The following is a 3,351-nucleotide window of genomic DNA, read 5'->3' on the forward strand; positions in this document are numbered from 1 at the left end:
AATGTCACAATACTTATCTCAAGTATTGCCATTTTGGAGGTGTTTTATATTGTCTCACTATTTTAGGTTAGTCCAAGAGCCAGGGGGAGCCTTGTCTCTTTTTTATATTGACTAAGAATAGGTGAACGATTCTTTACAAAAAATAGGAAAATGTTCGTGTTTTAGAAAAAACATTAAATTTTTTTAATAACCAGAAAAGACAACAGTAATCGCATGTTAGCAGCGTTCAACCCTATTTTAAAGCGATTTCAACGAAAAATGAATCTAAAAGTTAATCTTCCTACTACCGAATAAAAGTGTTACAATGGAAAAGTATTTTTCAAATTAAAGGAATAATTCATAATAGATTAAAAGGAGGATTCCAAATGAAACATTTATCGGAGCAAGATCAACAAGTATTTCAGGCAATACAAGATGAATTAAAACGACAACGTACTAAAATTGAGCTGATTGCATCTGAAAACTTTGTAAGTGAAGCAGTCATGGAGGCTCAAGGTTCCGTCTTAACAAACAAATATGCAGAAGGATATCCTGGCCGTCGCTACTATGGTGGCTGTGAGCATGTGGATGTAGCAGAGAACATTGCTAGAGACCGTGCAAAGGAAATCTTTGGCGCAGAGCATGTAAATGTGCAGCCTCACTCTGGGGCTCAAGCAAATATGGCTGTATACTTTACAATCCTAGAGCAGGGTGACACTGTACTTGGGATGAATCTTTCCCATGGTGGACATTTAACACATGGTAGTCCGGTAAACTTCAGTGGAATTCAATACAATTTCGTGGAGTACGGAGTAGATCCTGAAACACATCAAATCAATTACGATGATGTACGTGCTAAAGCTGTCGAACATAAGCCAAAGCTTATCGTTGCAGGAGCGAGTGCGTATCCACGTGCAATTGACTTTAAAAAGTTTAGAGAAATCGCGGACGAAGTGGGCGCGTACTTAATGGTAGACATGGCTCACATCGCAGGTCTTGTAGCAACAGGTCTTCACGAGAACCCTGTTCCATATGCTGATTTCGTAACAACTACTACTCACAAGACATTACGTGGTCCACGTGGTGGTATGATTCTTTGTAAAGAAGAATTCGCGAAGAAAATCGATAAGTCCATCTTCCCTGGTATCCAAGGTGGTCCATTAATGCACGTTATTGCTGCTAAAGCAGTTGCATTCGGAGAAGCGTTAACAGATGAATTCAAACAATATGCAAAAAACATCGTTGACAATGCGGCAAGACTAGCAGATTCTTTACAAAAAGAAGGCTTAGACCTTGTATCTGGTGGAACTGACAATCACCTACTACTACTTGATGTTCGTTCATTAGGTTTAACTGGTAAAGTAGCTGAAAAAGTTCTTGATGATATCGGCATTACAGTTAATAAAAATACGATTCCATTTGACCCAGAAAGCCCATTTGTAACAAGTGGTATCCGTATCGGAACAGCTGCTGTTACAAGCAGAGGTTTTGGTTTAGAGGATATGGATGAAATTGCATCTATCATCGCATTTGCATTAAAAAATTCAGAAGACGAAGCGAAGTTAGCTGAAGCAAGCGCGCGTGTAGAAGCATTAACTAGCAAGTTTGTCCTTTATAAAGAGTATTAAAATAGTTGAAGGCAGGACTCCCGTTTGTTTGGGCGTCCTGCCTTTTTTTGCTTGGGTCATAATTATTTGGGGATAGGTCACAATTCTCGGGGGTTGAGGCACAATTAATCGATGATAGGGAAAATTCTTCAGAGTTAGGGAGCAATTAAATCGAATTAGGGCACAATCCTATTCTGCATTTTCCCACTCAACCGCTTATGTCCGATATATTTAGCTGAATGTCCGAAATAATAGCAAATATGTCCGATAAAATCAAATGAATGTCCGATATATTTAAAAGTTTGTCCGATATATAGGAAGTTGTGTCCGATATAGCAAAAAATTCATCCGTACATTTCCCCAAATCCCACACAAATCACCACAAAACAAAAGCGCTTGGACCAAAATCCAAGCGCAACCTCAATTTACTGTTTACTTTTCGGTAACCGACCTGCCTTTTTGGCTGCTTCTCTTAACAAGAACTCGATATGGCTGTTGACACTGCGGAAATCATCAGCAGCCCATTTTTGCAAAATTTCATAGAGGTCAGGATCCATCCGTAATGGAAAACTCTTTTTTTTAGACATATTTGTCACTCATTAATACAGCGTACCTGCGTTGATAACAGGTTGAGTGGATTTTTCGGAAACGATGGCGACGAGTAGGTTATTTACCATTTGAACCTTACGCTCATCATCAAGGTCAACCGTTTTGTCTTGCTCAAGCTGTTGGATTGCCATCTGGGCCATTCCGACAGCTCCTTCAACGATTTTTTGGCGAGCAGCAATAATCGCAGTAGCTTGCTGACGTTGAAGCATCGCTTGGGCAATTTCAGTAGAGTAGGCAAGATGAGTAAGGCGAGCCTCAAGTACTTGAACGCCTGCAACTTTTAAGCGTTCTTGAAGTTCTGCTGCTAATTCATTCGAAATTTCTTCAGAGTTTCCGCGCAATGTAAGCTCTACATTTTCAAAAGTGTCATATGGATATCGAGTTGCAACATGGCGAATGGCTGTTTCACTTTGAATTTCAACAAACTCTTCATAGTGATCAACATCAAATACTGCTTTTGCCGAATCAATTACTTTGTACACGACAACGGCTGCAATTTCAATTGGATTACCTTCGACGTCGTTTACCTTAAGTTTTTTACTGTTAAAGTTATTTACACGTAAAGACACTGTTCTACGAAGTGAAAATGGAACAGTTAAAAACATCCCACTATCGCGAATTGTCCCTAAATATTTTCCGAAAAAGATGACAACTCCAGCCTTATTTGGCTGGACAATTGTAATTCCAGAAGCCAGAATGAAAGCCGCGGCAACAAAGAATATCCCTAGAACAATTTTTGTGTTGATTAGCATCACGGCACCTAATGCAATGAAAACGGCAATGATTAGAATGCCTAAAAACCCATTAAGCTTCCATACTTGTGATTCTTTCATGAAATCAACCCCATTTCACTTAGATATATGTTTTATATCTTTATGATATCACTTTTGTATAATACTGTAAATTAATTCCTTGAGAATTATTCAATCTGTGTATTTTTAAATTTCGCCTTGAACATGTTTTATTTTTTCTGTAAAATTTATTGAAGTGTGAAAAATAAAGTTCGTGGTGTTAATTTTTCTGCTGATGGTCATTCTAAGAACAGCGATACTCAAAAAAGGAGAGATGAACGATGGGGAAATGGACTAACCTAAAATAGTGAGACAATATAAAACACCTCCAAAATGGCAATACTTGAGATAAGTATTGTGACATT

General features: G+C 38.4%; 3 protein-coding genes. 1 reads left to right on the forward strand and 2 read right to left on the reverse strand.

The genetic code is table 11. The features are described from left to right. Positions 1–365 precede the first annotated feature (365 nt). The gene (gene glyA / locus ACR65M_RS26650; RefSeq protein ID WP_341333248.1) at positions 366–1,607 is read left to right on the forward strand and encodes a serine hydroxymethyltransferase; all 1,242 of its coding nucleotides are present in this window, start codon (positions 366–368) and stop codon (positions 1,605–1,607) included. A gap of 404 nt (positions 1,608–2,011) precedes the next feature. Here glyA and ACR65M_RS26655 read toward each other — a convergent pair whose 3' ends face one another. Together ACR65M_RS26655 and ACR65M_RS26660 are read right to left on the reverse strand one after the other, a co-directional pair. Beyond that, positions 2,012–2,173 carry a type II toxin-antitoxin system antitoxin gene (locus tag ACR65M_RS26655; protein ID WP_440274909.1) on the reverse strand — a complete coding sequence of 54 codons (162 nt, stop codon included), beginning with the start codon at positions 2,171–2,173 and terminating at the stop codon, positions 2,012–2,014. Between the two features lie 12 nt (positions 2,174–2,185). After that, a complete protein-coding gene (locus tag ACR65M_RS26660) occupies positions 2,186–3,028 on the reverse strand; it encodes an SPFH domain-containing protein (RefSeq protein WP_440274910.1) in 843 nt (280 codons plus the stop codon). Positions 3,029–3,351 lie beyond the last annotated feature (323 nt).

Source organism: Ferdinandcohnia sp. SAFN-114, assembly GCF_059415045.1.